General features: G+C 69.8%; 18 protein-coding genes and 1 tRNA gene. 9 read left to right on the top strand and 10 right to left on the bottom strand.

The annotated features are described in order from the left end of the window. Position 1 precedes the first annotated feature (1 nt). From AC07N1_RS07345 to AC07N1_RS07315, 7 genes are all read right to left on the bottom strand, one after another. Complete coding sequence (locus tag AC07N1_RS07345; protein ID WP_494671195.1) at positions 2–2,032, bottom strand: alpha/beta hydrolase family protein; 2,031 nt, start codon at positions 2,030–2,032, stop codon at positions 2–4. 61 nt (positions 2,033–2,093) lie between these two features. Then, positions 2,094–5,210: a TonB-dependent receptor domain-containing protein gene (locus AC07N1_RS07340; RefSeq protein ID WP_494671194.1), complete on the bottom strand. Its 3,117-nt coding sequence runs from the start codon at positions 5,208–5,210 to the stop codon at positions 2,094–2,096. Between the two features lie 105 nt (positions 5,211–5,315). Then, complete coding sequence (locus tag AC07N1_RS07335; RefSeq protein ID WP_494671193.1) at positions 5,316–6,260, bottom strand: FecR family protein; 945 nt, start codon at positions 6,258–6,260, stop codon at positions 5,316–5,318. Next, positions 6,257–6,730 carry an RNA polymerase sigma factor gene (locus AC07N1_RS07330; RefSeq protein WP_494671192.1) on the bottom strand — a complete coding sequence of 158 codons (474 nt, stop codon included), beginning with the start codon at positions 6,728–6,730 and terminating at the stop codon, positions 6,257–6,259. Before AC07N1_RS07330 ends, AC07N1_RS07335 begins: the two co-directional genes overlap by 4 nt. A 203-nt stretch (positions 6,731–6,933) precedes the next feature. Then, positions 6,934–9,381 carry an ABC transporter permease gene (locus AC07N1_RS07325; protein ID WP_494671191.1) on the bottom strand — a complete coding sequence of 816 codons (2,448 nt, stop codon included), beginning with the start codon at positions 9,379–9,381 and terminating at the stop codon, positions 6,934–6,936. Between the two features lie 11 nt (positions 9,382–9,392). Further along, positions 9,393–10,073 carry an ABC transporter ATP-binding protein gene (locus AC07N1_RS07320; RefSeq protein ID WP_494671190.1) on the bottom strand — a complete coding sequence of 227 codons (681 nt, stop codon included), beginning with the start codon at positions 10,071–10,073 and terminating at the stop codon, positions 9,393–9,395. A gap of 2 nt (positions 10,074–10,075) precedes the next feature. Then, on the bottom strand, positions 10,076–11,389 hold the full coding sequence (locus AC07N1_RS07315; RefSeq protein ID WP_494671189.1) for an efflux RND transporter periplasmic adaptor subunit: 1,314 nt from the start codon (positions 11,387–11,389) through the stop codon (positions 10,076–10,078). 117 nt (positions 11,390–11,506) lie between these two features. On the opposite strand from AC07N1_RS07315, the gene AC07N1_RS07310 reads away from it, so the two are divergent. From AC07N1_RS07310 to AC07N1_RS07300, 3 genes are all read left to right on the top strand, one after another. Further along, on the top strand, positions 11,507–12,064 hold the full coding sequence (locus AC07N1_RS07310) for a response regulator (RefSeq protein ID WP_494671188.1): 558 nt from the start codon (positions 11,507–11,509) through the stop codon (positions 12,062–12,064). Continuing rightward, entirely contained in the window at positions 12,054–13,259 is a 1,206-nt protein-coding gene (locus AC07N1_RS07305) for a sensor histidine kinase (protein WP_494671187.1), read from the top strand. Before AC07N1_RS07310 ends, AC07N1_RS07305 begins: the two co-directional genes overlap by 11 nt. A 98-nt stretch (positions 13,260–13,357) precedes the next feature. Continuing rightward, positions 13,358–13,552, top strand: coding sequence for a hypothetical protein (locus AC07N1_RS07300; protein ID WP_110120652.1), 195 nt, complete (start codon positions 13,358–13,360; stop codon positions 13,550–13,552). Between the two features lie 17 nt (positions 13,553–13,569). Here AC07N1_RS07300 and AC07N1_RS07295 read toward each other — a convergent pair. The 3 genes from AC07N1_RS07295 to AC07N1_RS07285 all read right to left on the bottom strand — a co-directional run bounded on the left by AC07N1_RS07295 (position 13,570) and on the right by AC07N1_RS07285 (position 15,661). Next, a tRNA-Thr gene (locus AC07N1_RS07295) sits at positions 13,570–13,644 on the bottom strand. Positions 13,645–13,775: 131 nt separating this feature from the next. Further along, complete coding sequence (locus AC07N1_RS07290; protein ID WP_494671186.1) at positions 13,776–14,555, bottom strand: acyl-CoA thioesterase; 780 nt, start codon at positions 14,553–14,555, stop codon at positions 13,776–13,778. A 224-nt stretch (positions 14,556–14,779) separates the two neighbouring features. Further along, on the bottom strand, positions 14,780–15,661 hold the full coding sequence (locus tag AC07N1_RS07285; protein ID WP_494671185.1) for a helix-turn-helix domain-containing protein: 882 nt from the start codon (positions 15,659–15,661) through the stop codon (positions 14,780–14,782). A 160-nt stretch (positions 15,662–15,821) separates the two neighbouring features. Between AC07N1_RS07285 and pobA the strand changes: the two genes are divergently transcribed. The 6 genes from pobA to pcaG all read left to right on the top strand — a co-directional run bounded on the left by pobA (position 15,822) and on the right by pcaG (position 21,057). Next, entirely contained in the window at positions 15,822–16,997 is a 1,176-nt protein-coding gene (gene pobA, locus AC07N1_RS07280) for a 4-hydroxybenzoate 3-monooxygenase (RefSeq protein WP_494671184.1), read from the top strand. A gap of 71 nt (positions 16,998–17,068) precedes the next feature. Next, the gene (locus tag AC07N1_RS07275; protein WP_494671183.1) at positions 17,069–17,794 is read left to right on the top strand and encodes a CoA transferase subunit A; all 726 of its coding nucleotides are present in this window, start codon (positions 17,069–17,071) and stop codon (positions 17,792–17,794) included. Continuing rightward, a complete protein-coding gene (locus AC07N1_RS07270) occupies positions 17,794–18,450 on the top strand; it encodes a CoA transferase subunit B (RefSeq protein ID WP_110120646.1) in 657 nt (218 codons plus the stop codon). Before AC07N1_RS07275 ends, AC07N1_RS07270 begins: the two co-directional genes overlap by 1 nt. Beyond that, positions 18,447–19,646 (top strand): 3-oxoadipyl-CoA thiolase, encoded by a 1,200-nt coding sequence (gene pcaF / locus AC07N1_RS07265; RefSeq protein WP_494671182.1) that lies wholly within the window; start codon positions 18,447–18,449, stop codon positions 19,644–19,646. Before AC07N1_RS07270 ends, pcaF begins: the two co-directional genes overlap by 4 nt. Before the next feature lie 24 nt (positions 19,647–19,670). After that, complete coding sequence (pcaH, locus tag AC07N1_RS07260; RefSeq protein WP_494671236.1) at positions 19,671–20,381, top strand: protocatechuate 3,4-dioxygenase subunit beta; 711 nt, start codon at positions 19,671–19,673, stop codon at positions 20,379–20,381. After that, on the top strand, positions 20,371–21,057 hold the full coding sequence (gene pcaG, locus AC07N1_RS07255; protein ID WP_494671181.1) for a protocatechuate 3,4-dioxygenase subunit alpha: 687 nt from the start codon (positions 20,371–20,373) through the stop codon (positions 21,055–21,057). Before pcaH ends, pcaG begins: the two co-directional genes overlap by 11 nt. The last annotated feature ends 12 nt before the right edge of the window (positions 21,058–21,069 follow it).

The following is a 21,069-nucleotide window of genomic DNA, read 5'->3' as shown; positions in this document are numbered from 1 at the left end:
TTCAGGGCTCGCCGGCCTCGTCGCCTTCGCCGCCGGGCGGGGCGCTCCAGACATAGTCCTGGCCCAGCACGCGCTTGCTGAACCAGTCCATCTGCACGTTCACCTGGAACAGGCGGTGGCGCAGCTCGCGGAAGTTATGCGGCTCGCGCGGGGCGAGGTAGAGCTCGCTCTCGACGCCCAGGGCCTTCAGGGCCCGGTTCAGCATCACCGACTGGGTCCAGGGCACCCGCTCGTCCTCGGCGCCGGCCAGGATCAGGGTCGGGGTCTTGACCTTGTCCAGCTGGCTGAGCGGCGAATTGTCCGTGTACAGATCGCGCCGCGCGGCCGAGCCGTAGGGCGGCGTCACGAACCACTCGCTGCGCTGCCAGCGGGTGTCCGAGGTCAGGTACATCGACGGCCAGTCCACCGCCCCCGCCCCCGAGGCCGCGGCCTTGAAGCGGTCGGTGACGGTGATCAGGCGGTTGGTCATGTGGCCGCCGGCGCTCCAGCCCATCACGCCCAGGCGGTCCGGATCGGCCAGGCCCTTGGCCACCAGGTTGTCGACGCCCGACAGCACGTCCTTGTCGGCGTGGCGGAAGTAGCCGGCGTTCATCCCCTGCAGGAACGCGTCGCCATAGGCCGTGCCGCCCCGGTAGTTGACGCTCAGCGTCATCACGCCCTTGGCCGCCAGCAGCGGGTTGAAGCGGCCGTAGGCGAAGATGTTGAACACGTCCGACGAGCGCGGCCCGCCGTGGCTCTGCACGATCAGCGGGTAGCGGCGGCCCGGCTGGTAGTCGAGCGGATAGGTGACCAGCCCCTCAAGCGCCTGGCCGTCCGCGGCGGTCCACTGGATCGCCTCCTGGCGCGGCAGGCGGAAGCGGGCGGCGATGTCGTCGTTCAGGTGGGTCACCTGCACCGGGGCCGGCCGCGCCGGATCGATGCGGAACACCTCGCCCGGCGAGGTCGCCGAGGCCTTGAAGAACACCGCCGTCTTGCCGTCGCGGGTCAGGGTGACGTCGCCGGCGGCGTGGTCGCCGCGCGCCAGCGGCCGCACGGCCTCGCTCTTGGCATCGACGGCGAACAGCTCGCGCCGTACGCCGGTGGTGGCGGTGATGTAGATCTCGCGGCCGTCGGCCGACCAGACCGCGTCCTCGATCTCGTAGGGCAGGCCGTGGGCCAGCTCGCGCGGCGCGCCGCCGGCCAGCGGCACGACGAACAGGTTCGGATTGACCGTGCCGTAGCGGCCGTTCTCGGCCGTGGCCAGGAACAGCGCCAAGCGGCCGTCGGGCGACAGGCGCGGCGTGCTTTCCTGGAAGTCGTTGTCGGTCAGGCGGCGGTCGGACCCCTGCCCCGTCTTCACCCACAGCTCGGATTTCGGATTGTCGTCCAGCAGGTGCGATGGCGCGCGGCGATAGAGGATGGTCTTGCCGTCGGCCGACAGGTCGTAGGCCTCGACCTCGAAGTCGCCCTCGACCACCGGCTCGGCCTTGCCGTCGGCCAGGGTGATCCGCCACAGCCGCCCGCGCGCCTGCGGGGTCTCGAAGGCGACCATGTCGTCCTTCTCGCGCTTGCGCTTGGCCAGCGGCTTGGGATCGGGGGCGTCTGCCAGGAAGTAGATCGCCGAGCCGTCCGGCGACCAGCGCAAGTCCGACGGGCTGGTGCGCAGCTTGCCCAGCCGGCGCGGCTCGCCGCCGTCGATCGGCGACAGATAGATCTGCCGGCCGCTGTCGCCGTCGCGCTTGGCGGTGAAGGCGAAGCGCTTGCCGTCCGGTGCCCAGGCCGCGCCCGAGGCCGGTCCCTCGACCATCCGCCGGGGATCAGATCCATCGAGGCCGACGCGCCACAGGTCGTCCTGCACGGCGTTGACCTTCCAGTCGACCCGGCCGACCGAATAGAGCACGAACCGCCCGTCGGGCGAGACCTTGGGATCAGAGAGCTTCTCGAGGCCCACCAGGTCGGTGGCGGTCATGACGCGCGGGGCGGCCCAGCCGTGCGAGGCGACGGACGCGAGCAGGCTACCGGCGGCCAGGGCCGCCAGGCGGAAACGAGACATCGAAAAGCTCCGGAAATGAAATCGCCGGCGCCCGAAGGCGCCGGCGATGAAGAGGTCGTTCTTAGAACGCGACCTGCAGGCCCAGGGTGTAGGCCCGGCCAGTCACGCCGTAGACGGCGCTGTAGTTGTAGCTGTTACCCGACTCCGTGCCGTCGGGCAGGAACGGACCCTGGTTGTCGAACACGTTCTTGATCGTGCCGAACACGCGCAGGTCCTTGTTCTTCGGATCCGGGAAGAACTTCACCGACACGTCATGGCGCCAGAAGGCGTCGACGTTCAGGTACAGCGGATTGGTCACGCCGGCTTCGGCGAAGGCCGCCGCCAGGTCGTTGTCGTCCACGGCCTTGCCGATGTAGTTCGTCGTCCACTGCAGGTTCCAGTGACGGCCGCGCCACGCCAGGCTGGCCATGCCCTCGTTCTTGGAGGTGCCGACCTCGCCCAGGTCGTCGTTGATGCTGATGCCGTCAACGCCCTGGTAGCGGGTTTCCAGCTTCAGGCGCCGGCTGTAGTTGGCGCGGAAGGTGAAGTCGCCCGGCACGCTCCAGCGATCCAGGTCGAAGCGATAGCGCAGGGCCACGTCGACGCCGCGGGCGCGCAGGTCGTCCAGGTTCTCCTCGAGGTTCAGGATCTTGGTGATCTGGCCCTCGGCGTCACGGCTGATGACGTTGCAGAAGCGGTTGTCCGTGCCGCTGGTCGAGCGGTAGCACTCGGCCATCAGCTGGCTGTTCGACAGCGACGAAATCGCGTCGGTCACCTTGATGTCGTAGTAGTCGACGCTCAGGTCGAAGCCGCGCAGGAACGTCGGCTGGAACACGAAGCCCAGCGTCAGGGTGTCGGCGGTCTCTTCCTTCAGGTCGGTGTTGCCGCCGTTGGGCGAGTTGACGCTGGTGACTTCCGAGGTGAACACGCCGTCGGCCGCGATGGCCGCCGCGATGCCGGGGTTGGCACGGCAGTTCTGGGCCACAGTGCCGGTCGAGGCGGCGGTCACGCCGCTGCAGACGTCGGCCACCGTGTCGTAGTCGTCGCGGGGCGGCGAATAGAGCTCGGTGGTGTCAGGCGCGCGCTGGGCGCGGCTCCAGGCGGTACGGAAGCGCAGGCCCGAGACCGGCGCCCATTGCAGGCCGCCGCGATAGCTGACCGTCGTGCCGACGTTCTCGAGATTGTAGTGGGCGACGCGCACGGCGCCGTCGACTTCCAGGCGCTTGATCAGCGGCAGGTCCTTCACCAGCGGAACCGAGGCTTCCATGAAGGCTTCCTTGGCCTTCACCACCCCGCTGTATTCGGGGATGTAGGCGAAGTTGGTCAGGCCGTTCTGGGTCAGTTCGTCGGTCGTGGTGCGGGTCTTGTCGCGACGCAGCTCGAAGCCGAACGCGGTCTCGACCGGGCCGGCCGGCAGCTGGAACAGCTCGCCGGTCACGTAGCCTTCGACGGTGTCCTGGCGGTTCTGCGGGCGATACCAGACGTCGGCGCGGATGTAGTCGGCCGCCGCGGCGCTGATCGAGCCGATGCCGAACAGGTTCAGCGGCACGCAGCCGGCGGCGCGGGCCGTGGCGTCCTTGCACTGGATCTGGCCGGTCGTGGCGTTGAGCTCGGCGTTCAGCGCGTTCTTCACATTGGCCATGTTCAGGCCGTTCTTGCGCAGCTGATAGCCGTCGAACTCGCCGTAGCCGTAGGTCACGGCCCAGTCCCAGTCGCCGAACACCTTGCCCTCGGCGCCGGCCCAGCCGCGCAGCGTGGTGCGGCGGTTGTAGATCTCCAGCTCGCCGACCTCGGTCATGCGGCGGCGGAAGCTGATCGACGAGGTCGAGGACGAATAGATCGCCGACGGCACGTACGGGTTGGCCCGGGCGATGTTGCCGATCGTGAACTCGTCGTTGACGCCGTAGGTGGTCGAGCTGCTCAGGGCGTACGGCTCGCGCACCGAATTGGTGGTCACGCGCGAGGCCTGGAACTGGCCCCAGATCTTGATGTCGGGCGTGGCCTGGTAGGAGATCTTGGCGGCGGCGGACGAGCGCTTGGCCGGGGTGATAAGGGTGCCGTTCTTGCGGGTCTCGTAGCCGTTCACCGCGGTGACGAAGTTCTTCTGCAGGCCGCCTTCGTCATAATAGAAGCTGCTGCTGCGGAAGCGGCCGCCCGGGGTGTAGGTCGACAGGTCCGGCGTCGTCGCGGTGTTGGTGTCGGGATCGTACAGCACCGACTGGGTCGCCCACTTGCGGTCGCTGGCGTTCAGCGCGTCCTGCTTCTCGTAGGTGCCGCCGACCATGACGAACAGCTTGTCGTCGAAGAAGCGCTTACCCGCCGCCACCGAATATTCCAGGCTGCTGCCGCCGCCGTCGTCGGTGACGCCGGCCACGGCGCGGGCCTTCACGCCGTCCATCTTGCTGGTGGTGATGATGTTGACGACGCCCGAGATGGCGTCCGAACCATAGACGGCCGAGGCGCCGCCGGTGCTGATCTCGACGTGGTCGACGAAGAACTCCGGAATGGAGCTCAGGCTGACGGCGTTCTTGTTGCCGGCGTTGGACACCGTGCGGTGGCCGTCGATCAGAGTCAGGGTGCGGTTCTGGCCAAGGCCCCGCAGGCTGACGGTCGACAGGCCGTTGTCCTGGACCGCCGACTGGCTGGTCGACAGGTTGACGCCGATGTCGACGCCCGGCAGGTCGGTCAGGGCTTCGGCGATGTCGGTGTAGCCGCTTTCCAGCAGCTCTTCGCGCTCGATGTCGACCACGGGCGAGGGGCTGTCGAAGGTGGTGCGACGCAGGCGCGAGCCGGTCACCACGACCTCTTCAACCTGGACAGCAGGGCCTTGATCTACGGCTTCGAACGAGGCCGGCTGGACGGTGGCGACCGGGGCGGCGCCCGGCTGGCGCACGATCAGCGCGCCCGAACCATCCTCGACCACTTCCAGGCCGGCCGAGCCGGCGAGACGACGGGCCGCTTCCAGCGGCGTGTAGCGGCCGACCACCGTGGTCGAGCGACGCCCGGCGACGGCCTTGGGCGAGAACAGGATGTTGGCGCCCGTCTCCTTGCCGAGCTCCCGCAGCGCCTTGTCCAGCGGCTGGGCCTGCACGTCCACGGCCACGGACTGGCCAAAGGCGGCCCCTGCCGCCAGCAGCACGCCCACGGCCGCCGATCCGGCCAGCATCCGGCGCAGCCGGCCGTCGTTCCCCATCGTCATGAAAATCTAGTCCCCTCTCGGCCCGACATGTTCGGGCTCTAGAGGCCTGACGACGGCGGTCGATTTTTCCTCAGCAACTTTTTTCGGAGCCGCGAAACGACGCGTTCATGCCCCGCCGCGCGGCTCGATCAGCAATCCGCCGGCGCTGGTCTGGACCTTCAGGTCGAGCAGGGTCGCCACCGACCGGGCGAAGGCCTCGTTGTCGCCGGCCTTGTAGACGCCGCTGATCCGCAGCTCTTCCAGGCCCGGCTCCGAAAGCACGATGCGGCGACGGCTGTAGCGGTTCATCTCGGCGATGGCGGCGGCCAGGGTCTGGTCGTCGAACACCGCCTGGCCGAAGCGCCAGGCCGTGGCGGCCTGGACGTCGGCCCTCTCGCGGCGCGGCGCGGCCTCCCCGGCCATCACGATCCGCTGCCCGGCGGCGGCTGTCAGGCGGCTGGAAGGCTGGCCGGCGTCCATCACCAGCACCTGGCCCTCGACCGCCGTCACGGCCACGGCGGAATTGTTCAGCGACACGTCGAAGGCGTCGCCGCCGTCGCCGACGATCTCGCGCCCCTCGGCGGTCACCACGAACGGCTTCACCGGATCGGTCGCGGCGCGGAAGAAGGCCCGCCCTCGAACCAGGGTGGCCTTGCGCTTGCGGCCTTCCAGATGGACCCGGATGCGGCTGTCGGCGTCCAGCAGGATCGAGGTGCCGTCGTCGAGATGCAGGGTGCGGGTCTCGCCGATGCCGGTGGCGTAGACCTCCGGCGCCAGGGCCAGCCAGCCGACGCCCACCGCGCCGACGCCCACCCCGGCCAGCACTGCGCGGCGCGCCATCGACGGCGCGTGACGGCGGGTGGAGGCGGCGATCTCGGGGTCGTGCTTGAGGGCGCCGGCCAGTTCCCAGGTCGCCGTCAGGGCGTCGAAGCTGGACCGGTTGTCCTCGGAACGACTCAGCCAGAGCTTGAATTCGGCCTCGTCGGCCGGGCCGCGCGCGTCGCTGCGCAGGCGGGCCAGCCAGTCGGCCGCCTCCTTGCGTACAGCGTCGAGATCGCGCGCTGGGCTCACCACTTCTCGGTCCATCCGGTCAGGAACAGGGCCGCCTTGGCCACGTGCTTTTCCACGGCGCTGACGGTGATCCCGAGGCGCTCTGCGATCTCCCGATACTTCAGCCCCTCCAGTCGGTGAAGCAAAAAGACTTCGCGGGTGCGCGGACTGAGACGCGCCAGGCCCAGTTTCAGCCGCGCCAGGCGCTCGCGGGCCCTCAGGACCTCGTCCTGCAACGGATGGGCGTCGGCCAGGGCGCCCTCGACGAAATCCAGGGTCTCCTCGGGCCGCCGCGCCTTCTGGCGTCGCTCGTCTATGGCCAGGTTCACCGCCGCCCGGGCGACGAAGGCCTCGGGGTTATGAAGCGCGTTGGCGCGACGATATTCCAGCATCCGCAGCATGGCGGACTGGACCACGTCTTCCGCGCCGGCGGGGTCGCGCGTGATGCGCGTGATGCGGCGCACCAGCCCGCGCCAGCCCTCGTCCTTCACACCGATCGCCCCTGCCCGCCCTCGATGGCGCGCTTCTTTCCTGTCGGTGCGCGCCTCGTCAACGCCTAGCTCTGCAAGTCCGGGACCGGCCAGTCAACTGCCCGCGACACAGGCGCCCTCCCCGACGAAAAGCCTTTTGGATCAAGGACAACGAAGCCTGGAGGAGAGCGCCGCCGCACCCTCCACCTGACCGTGCGCCCCGCTCACTCGGTGCGCAGCGCCTTGCCGGGCGAGGTCACGGCCGCCGCCCAGCCCAGTCCGCCGACGGTCGCAAGGCCCACCGCCAGCGCCGCCGCCGCGCCGGCCAGGAAGATCCCCGGCCCCATGCCTACCGGGTCGTCGAACTGCGACAGCCAGCGCCGCAACGCCCACCAGGCCAACGGCCAGGCGATCAGGCAGGCGATGAGGATGGGCCGCAGGAACTGGCCGATCAGCAGCCGCGCCACCTGCGGGCTCGACGCGCCCAGCACCTTGCGCAGGCCCACCTCCCGCGCCCGCCGCGAGGTGTTGAACGCCGCCAGGCCGTAAAGGCCGATGCAGCCGATCCCCGCCCCCGTCGCCGCACCCAGGCTGAACAGGTTGGAGCGGTCGCGCTGGGGCTTGTAGTAGCGATCGAGATTGGCCAGGGCTGTGCGTCCCTCGAACGGCGCGCTGGGCGCGGCCTGCCGCCAGGCGGCCTCAAGGCGCGATCGCATGGCCGCGTCGTCCATGCCCGAATAACGGACCATGGTGATCGGCCAGTCCGGCGGCCAGTAGGCCGGATAGCCGCTGAAGAAGTAGATCTTGGCCGGCACCTTCTCCATCGGGCTGTAGAAGCGCATGTCCTCGACCACGCCGACGATGCGCACCTTGCGGCCGCTGAAGTCCATCAGCTTGTCCAGCGCCTGTTCCGGCGAGGCGTATTCCATCAGCTTCACGGTCGCGCGGCTGATCACCACGTTGGTCACGGTATCGGGCGTGGCCTTGGGATCGTATTGTTCGTCGCCGCCGTGCTGCTGGTCCAGCAGCCGCCCGACGATCAGCCTGGCGCCCAGCGCCTGGAAATAGTCCGGACCGATCGACGACAGGTTCAGGGTGGGCGAAAGACCGGGGCGCGCGGCCCGATCGAGGCGCGTGGCCGTCGAGTTGCTGTTGAAGCTGTCGTCGGCCGGGGCGTTGCTGCTGGCGGTCACCGAGGTCACGCCCGGGATCCGCTTGACCGCCTCCCAGAAGGCGTTGCGCTGCTCGGGCGTGACCCCGACCCCGCGCGTGGCCGTGACCAGGTAGAGCCCGTCGCGGCGATAGCCGAAATCGGCGTCCTGCATGTGGCGGATCTGGCCCAGGAAGCCCAGCATCAGCACGAAGGCGGCGACCACCGCGGCGAACTGGCAGACCACCAGCCCCTCGCGCAGCCGCGCGCCGAACCGGCCGCCGCTGGGCGCGCGGCTCGAGGCCAGCACCTGGGCCGGCTTGAACGCCGCCAGCATGAAGGCCGGATAGACCGCCGCCAGCAGGCCCGCCGCCAGCACCACGCCGAACACGCCCGCCACCCAGACGCCGTCCTGCCGATAGTCGAGGTCCAGCGACAGGCCGCCGGCCGCGTTGATCAAAGGCAGGGCAAGCTCGACCACAGCCAGGCCGATCAGGAACGCCAGGGCGATGGTCACCGCCGCCTCGCCCAGGAACTGGGTCCGCAGCGCTCCCGGACCCGCGCCCAGCGTCTTGCGCACGGCCACTTCCCGGGCCCGCAGGCCCGCCCGCGCGGTCGCCAGGTTCACATAGTTGATCAGGGCCAGCGCCAGGGCCACGATCCCGACTACGCCCAGGGTGTCGACCGCCGCCCGCTGCTTGGCGTCCAGCAGGTGCACGTCGCGCAGGGGCACGAACTTCAGGCTCAGCATCTCGTGCGGAACGACGTCGCCGAAGGTTTTGCCGACCCGCCGGTCGACGAAGGCCGGCAGCTGCGCCTCCAGGGCGCGCGCCTGCTCGGGCCGGTCGAACTTGTAGTAGGTCTGGAGCTGGATCGAGCCCCAGTGATGCCAGCTCTCCTCCTTGGCCGTCCTGGTCGGCGTCAGCAGGCGCAGCATGTCGAGCTTCAGCTCGCTGTTCTTGGGCAGGGCCTTGGACACCGCGCTGACGGTGTAGTTCGCCCGCCCCTCGGCTTCGGTGACCTCCAGCGTTCGCCCGACGGCGTCGGCCGTGCCGAAATACTTGCGCGCCAGGTCCTCGGAGATCACCACCCGGCCGGGATCGGCCAGCGCCGTGCGCGCATCGCCGGCCAGCAGCGGAACCTGGAAGAAGTCCAGGAACTCGGGATCGACCAGCTCCATCTGCTCAGCCGTGGCCGCCGCGCCCCTGTGCACGGTCACCAGCTGGGGCCAGTCGCGCACGCCCCTGATGTCGGGATAGTCGGCCTTCATCTCCTCCAGCAGCCCGCCCATCGCCCCCACCCGGGTGGCGTGGGTGAAGCCGGGGATGTTGTAGGCCACGCCGCCCGCGTAGATGCGGCCGCGCTCGGGCGTCCAGCTCTCGTAGCCGGTCTCGAAGCGATAGAGCAGGCTCAGCGTCAGGAACGTCGCCACGCCCAGGCTGAGGCCCAGCAGGTTCAGCGCCGCATAGAGCGGCCGCCGGGTGAACGAGCGCCAGAAGGCGACCAGGATCGAACGCAGCACGCCCCGCCTCCTCAGATCGCCTGGGCGACGGAGGCCACCAGCCGCCCGTCCAGGATGTCGATGCGCCGCCCGGCCTGGTCGGCGTGGCTGGGCGAGTGGGTGACCATGACGATGGTCGCCCCGGCAGCGTTCAGGCCCTTGAGGATCTCCATCACCTGGGCCCCGTTCTCGGTGTCGAGGTTGCCGGTCGGCTCGTCGGCCAGGATCAGGCTGGGCTCGCCGACGATGGCGCGGGCGATCGCCGCCCGCTGCTGCTGGCCGCCCGACAGCTGGTGCGGGAAATGCCGCGCACGGTGCCCCACGCCCACCCGGTCCATCGCCGCCTCGACCAGCGCCCGGCGCGAGCCCTGGCGGCCCTTGCGATAGAGCAGGCCAAGCTCGATGTTCTCGGCGATGGTCAAATCATCGACCAGGTTGAAGCTCTGGAAGATGAAGCCCAGCCGCTGGGCGCGATGCTGGGCCAGGGCCCCCTCGCTGCTGGCGGTCAGGTCCTCGCCGTCGAACAGGTAGCGGCCCTCGGTCGGCCGATCGATCGTGCCCAGGATGTTGAGCAGCGTGGACTTGCCGCAGCCGGACGGGCCCATGATGGCCACGAACTCGCCCTGGCGGATGGTCAGCGACACGTCGTTCAGGGCCGTGGTCTCGATCTCGTCGGACCGATAGCGGCGCGAGAGGGATTTCAGTTCGATCATGGTCAGTCTCTCGCTCGAAGTCGCAGGGTCTTGGCTTTCTGCAGGTCCTGGGCGCCGGCGGTGACGATCCGCTCGCCGGGCGCAAGACCGCTCACCACCTCGACCTGTTCGGGATTGCGCCGGCCGATGGTCACCGCCCGCTGCTCGGCGCGCTTGCCGTCGGGCGACAGGACGAAGGCCCAGGCTCCGCCGGTGTCGCTCAGCCAGGCGCCCGAGGGGGCGATCACCGCGCTCGCCGGCTGGCCCAGCGACAGGCGCAGGTCGATGGCCTCGCCGCGCTTGAGGCCGGCGGGCTGGGCGCCGGCGAAGGCCAGCTCCACCGTCACCCGCCCCGCCGTCACCTGGGGAAACACCTTGGCCACGCGGGCCTGCACCGTGCGGCCGTGGACGGTCGCCTCGGCGTTCTGCCCGACCGCCAGGCGTTGCAGGTAGAACTCGTCGACCTGGGCCCGCAGCTTGTAGGCGTCCTCGACGTCCACCTGGCCCAGGCTCTGGCCCAGGGTCACGGCCTGGCCGGGCTTGAGGTCGAAGGCCGTCAGCCGGCCGCTCATCGGCGCGCGCACCACCAGGGCCGAGCGCCCCGCCCCCACCTCGACCAGATTGCGCCGCAGGTCTTCGGCCGTACGCGCGGCCTGGGTCCGCTGAGACACGTAGAACGCCTTGTCCGAGACCTGGCCGGCCTTCAGCGCCGCCAGCCGCTGGCGCTGGTAGACGACCTCGTCGGCATAGGGCTTGACCGCCGCCTCGCTGAGCAGGTCGCGCGACAGCAGCACCTGACGCTTCTCCAGCTCCTGCTGGGCCTTGTTGAGGGCGTAGGCGGTGTCGGCCAGCGCCTGTTCGCGGCTCTCCTCGGCCGACTTCAGCGACATCACCCGGCTGGCGTTGTCGCTGATCCGCGCCGAGATGTCGGCCTCGCGGGCGGCCGCGTCGAGGCTGAGCTGGGCGTTGCTGAGCCGCGCCAGCACCTGGCCGGCGCTGACTCGGTCGCCGTCGGCCGCGCCGACGCTCTCGACCCGCCCCGAGGCCTCGGCCGCCACCAGGGTGGTCTCAGCCGGCGCCGCCTCGGCCCGCACCGGGGCGTAGTCGAGATAGGGCGCGCGGGTCACCGCGCCGATGGTCAGCAGGCCGGCGTCGACATTCACCGACCCCGCCCTCGGCGACAGCGTCCAGGCCGCGACGCCGACCAGGACCACTGCCGCGGCGGCCGCGCCCAGACGATAAGCGCGTTTCGCGTGCCATGGCCGCTCGACGCGGCGGTCCATGCCGCCAGCGCCGGCGTCGTCATGGGTCGAGGAAAGCAGGACGGTCCTGGTCATGCTGCTAGGCTAACAGCATCGACTCAATAGACATAAATAACTGATTTTATTTGATTTCTACGGAATTTCGGCAGATTCTCCACCTCAACCGCCGCTTGAGAGTGTACGTTTCCGAACATGTCCGACGCCCGGCCCACCGTCCTCTTTCTCGACGACGATCCCGATATCCTGACCTCCGCCAGCCTGGTGCTGGAGCGGGGTGGTTTCGCCTTCGTGGGCCTGGAGACGCCGGCCGCCGCGCACGAGCGCCTGGCCCAGGGCGGGATCGATCTGCTGCTGCTCGACCTCAACTTCCGGCGTGGCGACACCTCCGGCGAGGCGGGCCTGGCCTTCCTCGAAACCGCCCTGGCCGCGACCCCCGAACTGCCCGTCGTGGTGGTCACCGGCCATTCGGGCATGGCCATCGCCATCCAGGCCATGCGCCTGGGGGCCCAGGACTTCGTGGTCAAGCCGTGGAACAACGACCGCTTCCTCGGCTCGATCCAGGCGGCGCTGGAGGCCCCGCGCCGCGTCCCGGCCGGCCTGCCGCCCAAGGACCTCAACCTGGAGCGCTCCGAGCGCACCCTCGTCCAGGCCGCCCTTACCCGCCACGGCTTCAACGTCTCCCAGGCGGCCAAGGACCTGGGCATCACCCGGGCGGCGCTCTACCGGCGGATGGAAAAGCATGGGCTTTAAGCCGCTCGCCCTGCTGCTAGCGGTCCAGGCCGCGCTGTTCGCGGTCGGCGCCCTGGCCTGGCTGGCCTTCACCCACGGGCTCTACGCCAACGCCCTGCTCTGCGTGCTGGTCGCCGCCGGCCTGGCGACGGCCCTTTCCCAGCGTCTGCTGTCGGGACGCCCTCTGGCCGCCCGCGCCGCGCTGCCCGGCGAGGCCTTCGCCGCCGATCTCAGCCGCCGCCGGCTGCAGATGCTGCTCGACCAGACGCCGTCGCCGATCCTGCTGCGCGCCCAGGACGACCAGGTCATCGCCGTCAATCGCGCCGCCCGCCGGCTGTTCGACACGCCCTACGCCCTGCCCTCGGCCGCCCGCCGCGCCCTGACCGACGGCCAGCCGCTGGCCGACCTCGTCACCCCCGTCCGCTGGCGCGACGCCGCCTACGCCGTCAGCCGCGCCGAGCTGATCGAGAACGGCCAGGCCGCCGACCTGGTGGTGCTGACCGACATCTCGGCCGACGTCCGCGCCGCCGAGGCCGCCGCCCTGCGCGACCTGCTGCGGGTGCTGAACCACGAGCTGATGAACGCCCTGACCCCCGTCGCCTCGATGAGCCGCAGCGCCCTCGACCTCCTGCGCGATGGCGGCGACGACGCGACCGCCACGGCGATCAAGGCCCTGGAGCGGGTGGTGGCCCGCACCGCCGGCCTGCAGGACTTCATCAACGCCTACCGCACAATGACCCGCCTGCCGCCGCCGGTGCGCGCCCTGGCCGACCTGCCCGCCTGGTTCGACGTCGCCTGCGAGAGCTTCGAGGCCCAGTGGCGCGACAAGGGCGTCTTGCTGGAGCGCGCGGCTCCGCCGGAGCTGGAGGTCCGTCTCGACGAGGACCAGATGTGGCTGGCGGTCGGCAACCTGCTCAACAACGCCGCCCAGGCCGCGCTGGAGCGCCCCGCCCCGCGCGTGCGCCTGTCGGCCGAACGCGTGGGTGAAGCCCTGCACATCACCGTCGAGGACTCGGGCCCCGGCATCGCGTCCGACCAGGCCGACCAGGTGTTCCTGCCGTTCTACACCACCAAGGCGACCGGCTCGGGCGTCGGCCTAAGCCTGGCGCGCCAGATCATCCAGGCCCATGGCGGAAGCCTGGCCCTGCTGCCGCCCGAGCCCGGCGATCCGAACGCCCTGGGCGGCGCGCGACTGCGCCTGACGCTGGCTTTCTGAACGCCGAAAGAGGTTCCGCTCGGGAAGCTGACATCATCGTGTCTTGGTCGAGAGCCCGCTCGCCTGCAATCTCAGGATAAGGAACGGGAGGATTTGCCATGACCGAACGCGTCTTCCGACAGGGCGACATGATCCTGCGCACCGGCGCCGGCCTGCCCCACTTGGGCGTCTTCACCGGCCAGGTCTACGAGGTCGAGGATTTCGAGCGCCATCATTCCGAGGGCCTGACCGTGCGCGGCGTGCTCGAGTCCCTCGATCCGGCCGGCTTCGTTCACTACGAGCCCGAGGCCTGAGAGGGATTTTCGGAGGCTGGTGCCGGCTGAGGGGATTGAACCCCCGACCTTCGGTTTACAAAACCGCTGCTCTACCGCTGAGCTAAGCCGGCGCCTCGACGTCGGCGAACGGCGCGCGTTCGCGAACGGGCGTTCTCCTTAGCCGCAGTCGATGACGCGAGGCAATGGCCGCCGTGGGCTGGAGTTCACGGCTAAAACCCTCGAAGGGCGCTCCAACACCGCCCTAGAGGAACACCGCCACCGTCTGGCGCGCCGCGATCAGCGGCTGGCCGTCCCGGCTCCACAGGGTCATGGCCTGGGCCGAATAGCCTTCCGCGATGGTTTCCGCGCGGCTGGACATCAGCCGCCAGCCGTCGTCGTCGGGAACCTCGCCCAGCACATCCATCGACCAGGTCATGGTCGAGATCGGCGCGAACTGGTCGAACACCGACAGGGCCGGCGGCGGCAGGGCGTCGGCCAGGGCGACCATCGCCGCCAGCGACCGCGCGGCCGGATCGCGGTGGCGGATCCAGACCAGAAAGTCCGGCGGACCGCCGCCGAGGGGCCGGCCGCCGGCCACGTAGCGGAACTCGAACTGGCGGGCGAAGGCCGGACCCGCGCCCTCCGGAATGAAGAGTTCGAGCGTCTCGGGCGCTGGCGCATCGGGGGCCGGCAGGTCCAGGTGATCGAGCTTGGAAGTCCGCTGCGCGCCGAAGGTCAGCAGGCCGCGCGTGGCCAGGCCGCCTTCGCCGTGCAGATCGACATTGGCGAACAGCGCCGACTTGCCCTGCCGCAGCACCTCGACCCTGGCGCCGAGCTCGCCGGCCGCCGGTCCCACGAACGCGAACTGGGCCGAGCGCAGCGGCGGCGCCTCCGGCAGCCGGCGCGAGGCCGCCTCCAGGCACAGAGCCGCCGACAGCCCGCCATAGGTGGTGCGCCCCTGCTTCCAGTCGTCGCCGACGCTGGCGACCACCGCCTCGCCGTCGATGCGCAAGGCCCCGATCAGTTCGCTGTAGCTGGTCACGGACAAGGCTCTCCCCACGCCAGGACGCGGCGCGCGATCGACATAGTCCTAATTCGAAACTGACGTCAATCGGTGGTGCGATAGAGCCGCCATGGCGCCCTTGGCTGCCGCGCCCAGCGAAAACCACGCCCTTCGACAAGCTCAGGGTGAGGTTTTCTACTGAACCGCCGCATCAATGGTCCTCATCCTGAGCCTGTCGAAGGACGAGGACCACGCACTGCCCTCTACACCGCCTCGACCCGCGCGCCCTCGCGGAACGCCCTGGGCGACGCGCCCACCGCCTTGGCGAAGAAGCGCGAGAAATAGGCCGGGTCGTCGAAGCCCAGGTGATAGGCCGCTTCGGCCACCGTCATGTTGGAATAGAGCAGCGCCCGCTTGGCCTCCAGCAGGATGCGGTCCTGCACCAACTTCAGCGGCGCCCCGCCCGCGGCCTTGGCGCAGGCCGTCCGCAGGCGGCTGGCGGTGACGCCCAGCAGGTCGGCATAGGCTTCCAGCGACAGGTGCTCGCGATAGCGGGCCTCGACCAGTTCGCGGAACCGCGCCACCAGAGCCGCATGGCCGCCGATCGCCGCCGGCCCCTCCCCGGCCCGCGCCGAGACGCTGAGGCGCAGCGCTTCGACCAGCACCGTCAGCAGATGCGCCTCCACCGCCGCCGCATGGCCCGGCGCGGCCCAGACCAGCTCGCGCGCCAGCCCCTCCAGCGCCCCCTCGACCCGAGAGTCCTTGGCCAGGGCCAGCGCCGCCGGCGCCCGGAACAGCCCCGCGAAGGCCGGCTCGCGCATGGAAAGGTCGCGCAGATAGCTGTCGGCGATGGTCAGCACCGAGCCGGCCGTCCCCACGTCGTAGGCGAAGCCGTGCACCACGCCCGACGGCACCACCAGCAGGCACGGAGCGACAAAGGCGATCCGCCGGTCCTCGGCCATCATCGTCCCGCCGCCGGTGGTCAGGTGGAAGACGTGGTTGAGGTCGCCATGGGCGTGGGCGCGGATGTTCCAGTCGTTGGGCCGCGTGCGATCGTCCAAGGCCTCCAGATGGATGAACTTGCCCTCGGCGGCCTGGGGCGGCTCGCCGAACAGGAAAAAGCTAGGAACGACAGTCTTTTCCATCGTCGGGCTCGGGAGATCCAGAATTTGTGCGCGATGCGAACGCCTGTGCGAAATGTCCAAGTTTTGGCGCGCTCTGTCCATCCCAATCCTAGACCGGAGAGCTAGGCTCCTCCCACACAAGACGCCGTGAGGCGCCCCAGGGAGCGAGACTAAGGACCCCATGCGCACTCAGGTCGCCATCATCGGCGCGGGCCCCGCGGGCCTTTTCCTCGGCCACCTGCTGAAGCAGGCCGGCGTCGACGCCGTCATCGTCGAGCGCAAGGACCGCCATTACGTCGAAGGCCGCGTGCGCGCCGGCGTTCTCGAACAGATCACCGTCGACCTGATGGAGCGCCTGGGCCTTGGCGCCCGCATGCGCCGCGAAGGCCTGGTCCATGGCGGCACGAACCTGGCCAGCGACGGCGAGGTCTTCCGCATCGACATGGCCGAACTGACCGGCGGCTCGACCGTGATGGTCTACGGCCAGCAGGAGGTCATGAAGGACCTGTTCGACGCCGCCGAAGAGCGCGGCGTCCAGATCGTCTTCGACGCCGACCAGGTCCAGCCGCACGACATCGAGGGCGACAAGCCCTACGTCACCTGGCGCAAGGACGGGGTTGAGCAGCGCCTCGACTGCGACTTCATCGCCGGCTGCGACGGCTATCACGGGGTCAGCCGGGCGGCGATCCCGGAGGGCGTGCTGAAGACCTTCGAGCGGGTCTATCCGTTCGGCTGGCTGGGCATTCTCACCGAGGCCCCGCCCTGCGACCACGAGCTGATCTATTCCAACCACGAGCGCGGCTTCGCCCTGGCCTCGATGCGTTCGCCCACCCGCAGCCGCTACTACGTGCAGTGCTCGCTGGACGACCGGATCGAGGACTGGTCGGACGAGCGGTTCTGGGACGAGGTCTCGATCCGCCTGGGTCCCGACGCGGCCTCGCGCATCGTCCGCGCCCCCTCGTTCGAGAAGTCGATCGCCCCCCTGCGCAGCTTCGTCGCCGAGCCGATGCGCCACGGCCGCCTGTTCCTGGCCGGCGACGCCGCCCACATCGTGCCGCCCACCGGGGCCAAGGGCATGAATCTCGCCGCCTCCGACGTGGTCATGCTGTCCGAGGCTCTGACAGAGTACTTCAACGAGGGCTCCAAGGCCGGGATCGACGGTTATTCGGCTCGGGCCCTGGCCCGCGTCTGGAAGGCCGAGCGGTTCTCCTGGTGGTTCACCAGCCTGACCCACCGCTTCCCCGACCGCGACGGCTTCGACCGCAAGATGCAGGTCGCAGAACTCGCCTACATCAAGGGCTCGCGCGCCGCCCAGGTGACGCTGGCCGAGAACTATGTCGGTCTCCCTCTGATCTAGGGGAGCGTAGCAGCCAAAAGTGTCAGCGGTTTTGGCGCCCGCTACGCGCCAAAAGTCGCCTTGGAGTCAGCATGAAGAGCAAGATCTACGACAGCGCCGCGGCCGCCCTGGAGGGCGTGACCTTCGACGGCATGACGCTGATGTCCGGCGGCTTTGGCCTGTCGGGCAATCCCGAGACCCTGATCCCGGCCTTGAAGGATACCGGCGTGAAGGGCCTGACCGTGATCAGCAACAACTGCGGCGCCGACGGTTTCGGCCTGTGGATGCTGCTGAACAACGGCCAGATCAAGAAGATGGTCTCGTCCTATGTCGGCGAGAACAAGCTTTTCGAGCAGCTCTACCTGTCAGGCCAGCTGGAGCTGGAGCTGAACCCGCAGGGCACCCTGGCCGAGCGCATCCGCGCCGGCGGCGCCGGCATCCCGGCCTTCTACACCAAGACCGGCGTCGGCACCGTCGTGGCCGAGGGCAAGCCGGTCGAGGAGTTCGAGGGCGAGCTTTACGTGCGCGAGCGCTGGCTGCGCGCCGACCTGTCGATCGTGAAGGCCTGGAAGGCCGACCCGGAAGGCAACCTCGTCTTCCGCAAGACCGCCCGCAACTTCAACCCGGTGATGGCCACGGCCGGCAAGGTCACCGTCGTCGAGGTCGAGGAAATCGTCGAGGCCGGCGCCCTGGAGGCCGACGGCATCCACACCCCCGGCATCTATGTCGACCGCATCGTGCTCTCGACCATCAACGAGAAGCGCATCGAGAAGCTCACGACCCGTCCCCGGGAAGACCAAGCCGAGGAGAACGCCTGATGGCCTGGACCCGCGATGAAATGGCCGCCCGCGCGGCCGCGGAGCTGCAGGACGGCTTCTACGTGAACCTGGGCATCGGCATCCCGACCCTGGTCGCCAACCACATTCCCGAGGGCGTCCACGTCACCCTGCAGAGCGAGAACGGCATGCTCGGCATGGGTCCGTTCCCCTATCCGGACGAGGTCGATCCCGACCTGATCAACGCCGGCAAGCAGACCATCACTCAGCTGCCGACCTCCAGCTTCTTCGACAGCGCCCAGAGCTTCGCCATGATCCGCGGCGGCCATGTGGACCTCACGGTCCTGGGCGCCATGGAAGTGGCCCAGAACGGCGACATCGCCAACTGGACGATCCCGGGCAAGATGGTGAAGGGCATGGGCGGGGCCATGGACCTGGTGGCCGGCGTCAAGCGCGTCATCGTCGTCATGGACCACGCCAACAAGGCCGGCGAGAGCAAGGTGCTGGAGCGCTGCGCCCTGCCCCTGACCGGCGCGGGCTGCGTCGACATGGTCATCACCGACCTCTGCGTCTTCACGCTCGAGCGCGGCGCCGACGGCCAGAAGAGCCTGAAGCTGGTTGAACTGGCTCCAAACGTTCGTTTGGATGAGGTCAAGGCCAAGACCAAGGCCGCCTTCGACCCCGGAGCCTTCCAATGACGACCGCCTACATCTGCGACGCCATCCGCACCCCGTTCGGCCGCTACGGCGGCTCGCTGTCGAAGGTGCGGGCCGACGACCTAGCGGCCATCCCGCTGAAGGCCCTGATCGCCCGCAATCCCGGCCTCGACTGGGCCGCGGTGGACGAGGTGATCTACGGCTGCGCCAACCAGGCCGGCGAAGACAACCGCAACGTCGCCCGCATGGCCGTGCTGCTGGCGGGCCTGCCGGAAACCGTGCCGGGCGTCACCGTCAACCGCCTGTGCGCCTCGGGCCTGGAAGCGGTCGGCACGGCCGCCCGCGCCATCCTCTCGGGGCAAGCTGACCTCGTCATCGCCGGCGGCGTCGAGAGCATGAGCCGCGCGCCCTTCGTGATGGGCAAGGCCGACAGCGCCTTCTCGCGCGCCGCCAAGATCGAGGACACCACGATCGGCTGGCGCTTCGTCAATCCGGCCATGCAGAAGGCTTACGGCGTCGACTCCATGCCCGAGACGGCCGAGAACGTCGCCGCCGACTACGGCGTGACCCGCGCCGACCAGGACGCCTTCGCCCTGCGCAGCCAGCAGCGCGCCGCCGCCGCCATCAAGGCCGGCTTCTTCGACGGCGAGATCACGCCCGTCGAGATCCCCGGCAAGGCCGGTCCGACCATCGTCGACCGCGACGAGCACCCGCGCGAGACCACACTGGAGACGCTGGCAAAGCTGAAGCCCGTGGTCCGTCCGGACGGCACGGTCACCGCCGGCAACGCCTCGGGCGTCAATGACGGCTCGGCCGCCATCATCCTGGCCTCGGAAGAAGCGGTGAAGCGCCACGGCCTGACCCCGCGCGCCCGCGTGCTGGGCTACGCCACCGCCGGCGTCGCCCCGCGCGTCATGGGCATCGGCCCCGTCCCCGCCACCCAGCGCCTGCTGGCCCGCACGGGTCTTGCGATCGGCGACTTCGACGTCGTCGAGCTGAACGAGGCCTTCGCCGCCCAGGGCCTGGCGGTGCTGCGGGAGCTTGGCCTGCCCGACGACGGCGCGCACGTGAACCCCAACGGCGGCGCCATCGCCCTGGGCCACCCGCTCGGCGCTTCGGGTACGCGCCTGGCCCTGACGGCCCTGCGCCAGCTGGAAGCCACAGGCGGCAAGCGCGCCCTGGCCACCCTCTGCATCGGCGTGGGCCAAGGCGCGGCCCTCGCCATCGAACGTGTCTGATACGACTAGGAGGTCCTCGTGACCCTGATCCTGCCCTATGCGCGGGAAGACGCCGGCCAGCCGCCGTCGTTCGCCCCCGGCTACGCCTCGACCGTGGCGCGCTCGCCGCGCCAACCGCTGGTCAAGATCCCCCACACCCTGACCGAGACCACCGGTCCGGCCGGCCAGTGGGAGAACCTGATGGGCGCGTCCCTGGCCGACCTGACGGCCCAGCACAAGGGCACGCCCCAGGGCCAGCGGATCGTGGTCTCGGGCCGGGTGCTCGACGAGGACGGCCGCCCGGTCCCCAATACGGTGATGGAGATCTGGCAGGCCAACGCCGCCGGCCGCTACATCCACAAGAAGGACCAGTGGGACGCCCCGCACGATCCCAACTTCACCGGCGCCGGCCGCGTCGTCACCGACGCCGAGGGCCGCTACCAGTACGTGACGATCCGTCCGGGCGCCTATCCGTGGGGCAACCACCACAACGCCTGGCGGCCGTCGCACATCCACCTGTCGCTGCTGGGCCCGGCCTTCGCCAGCCGCATCGTCACCCAGATGTACTTCCCCGACGACCCGCTGATCGAGATCGACCCGATCGCCAACGCCGTGCCCATGCCCTACCGCGACCGCATGGTCTCGCGCTTCGACATCGAGACCACCAAGCCCAACTGGGCGCTGGGCTATCTGTTCGACGTGGTGCTGCGCGGCCGCGATGCGACCCCCACCGAGGACGACCACCATGACGACTGAGCAGGTCAACCCGGCCCCGCGCCACGACAACCAGGACCCGGCCCTGTTCGGCCAGACCCCGTCCCAGACCGTCGGCCCGTTCTTCCACTACGGCCTGCCCTGGAAGGGCGGCGCCGACCTCGTGAGCCAGTCGGAGATGGGCGCGCGTCCGGAGCTGTTCCCCGAGGAACACTACGTCCTGAACCTGTCGCCGCCGCGCGGCGCGGTCAGCGGCGAGGTGATCACTCTCGAAGGCGTAGTCTATGACGCCGACGGCAAGCCGGTGCCCGACGCCATGATCGAGATCTGGCAGGCCAACGCCGCCGGCCGCTACGCCAGCCCCGACGACGACCGGGCCGAGATCCCGCTGGACGAGGGCTTCATCGGCTTCGGCCGCGCCTCGACCGACGAGAGCGGCCTCTATCGCTTCAAGACCGTGCGCCCCGGCGCCGTTCCAGCCCCCGGCAACGGCCTGCAGGCCCCGCACATCGCCGTCGGCGTGTTCGGCCGCGGCCTGATCAAGCGCCTGGTCACCCGCGTCTATTTCGAGGACGCGCCCCAGAACGCCGAGGACCCGATCCTGGCCCTGGTTCCGGCCGAACGCCGCGACACGCTGGTGGCCAAGAAGGACGGCGACGCCTGGCGCTTCGACATCGTCTTGCAAGGCGAGCGCGAAACCGTCTTCTTCGACGTCTAGCCGCCCAGGAGT

Source organism: Caulobacter sp. GW821-FHT09B11, assembly GCF_059418205.1.
This window is presented reverse-complemented; position numbering and strand designations above follow the sequence as displayed.